Source organism: Mesorhizobium sp. M2D.F.Ca.ET.226.01.1.1 (genome assembly GCF_004022705.2).
Classification (GTDB): domain Bacteria; phylum Pseudomonadota; class Alphaproteobacteria; order Rhizobiales; family Rhizobiaceae; genus Mesorhizobium.
The window spans coordinates 1-1,204 of sequence record NZ_RZOY02000039.1; the positions used below are offsets into that span (position 1 = coordinate 1).

1 protein-coding gene is annotated in these 1,204 nt (G+C 61.6%); it reads right to left on the reverse strand.

Annotation, left to right across the window (positions count from 1 at the left end):
* Positions 1-1,142 (reverse strand): Xaa-Pro peptidase family protein (locus EN869_RS33650; protein ID WP_135859832.1); only part of this gene is annotated, 1,142 nt, incomplete at its 3' end.
* Between the last annotated feature and the right edge of the window lie 62 nt (positions 1,143-1,204).

Below are 1,204 nucleotides of genomic sequence, written 5' to 3' on the forward strand. Positions count from 1 at the left end.
TCGCGATCGCCGTTGCTCAGGACCTCCGCCCCTCCATCGGTCACCAGGATCGTCTCGCTGCAACCGATCGCGAAACGGCCCTCCTCGTCGGTCAGGAACAGCGGCATGTGCAGCGCCATGTTGGGCCGCAGCACATTCTGGCCGCCCGGCTCTAAGCTGGTGTAGCCCCGCGTCGACCAACCGAGACCGCATGAATAGCCAACGCGCTGGCGGAATGTCTGCGGACGGCCAGCCCGCTCTACGACCCCTCGTGCGGCAGCATCGACGTCTCCGGTCAATGCCCCGGGCATCGCAGCTGCGATCGCCGCCTCCAACGCTGCGTTCGAGAGTTCATACAGAGCCGTGGCCTCGGCATGTCTGCCGTAGATTGCGGAGCGCACTAGCCCGGCGGCGTAATCATGAACCCTTCCGCCGACCTCGATGTAGGCGACGTCGCCCTGTTTGAGGCGGTTGTTGCCGGACTTCGCGTGCCCTACGGCTGTGTGATTTCCGAATAAAATCCCGAACAAAGTCGCGTCTACCCCCGTGGACTCTACGGCCGCCTGGACGATAGCGGCGGCCTCGAGCTCGGACACGCCCTCCCTGAGGACGTCAACAAAGGCGGCAACGCCGGCCTCCGTCCCCTTCATCGCCTTTCGCATGACGGCGATCTCCTCTGCCGACTTGATGTCCGCCACAGTGAGAATCAGACGGGAGACGTCCACAACCTCGATGTTCGGAAGTAGCTCTTGTAGCTCCATGGCGTCGCGGGCCGTCATTCCAAAAAGGTCGAGCTCCATTCCGACGCGCCCCCGATCCAGCCCAAGCGATCGCATCACTTCAGCGCAGACCTTGCCCGCTTCGGTAAGCTGGTGATACGTGTGGATCTTGAGAGGAATGCTCTCGGCCCGGACATTCCATTCGTCGAACAAGCGGACGATATTCGTTCGCGGCACGTGTGGCGCGATGATCAGGTAATAGGGCCTCGCGTACGAGCCGGAGGCAGCATGTCCAGTCAGGTACTGGTGGTTGCGCGAGAAAGTCGATATGACTGCGTCGACTCCAAACTCCTGGAATCGGTCAAGAACAGCTTGCCAGCGACGGTTATACTCCGCCTCGCTAAAAGGAAGCCCGGGCGCCAAGCTCGACTGAGTGTTCGCCATTACCTCTCCTCCGCTCCCGTCGTTGTGCTTAGATGGTCAACTGCCGGGTGGTTTGCGTCAAA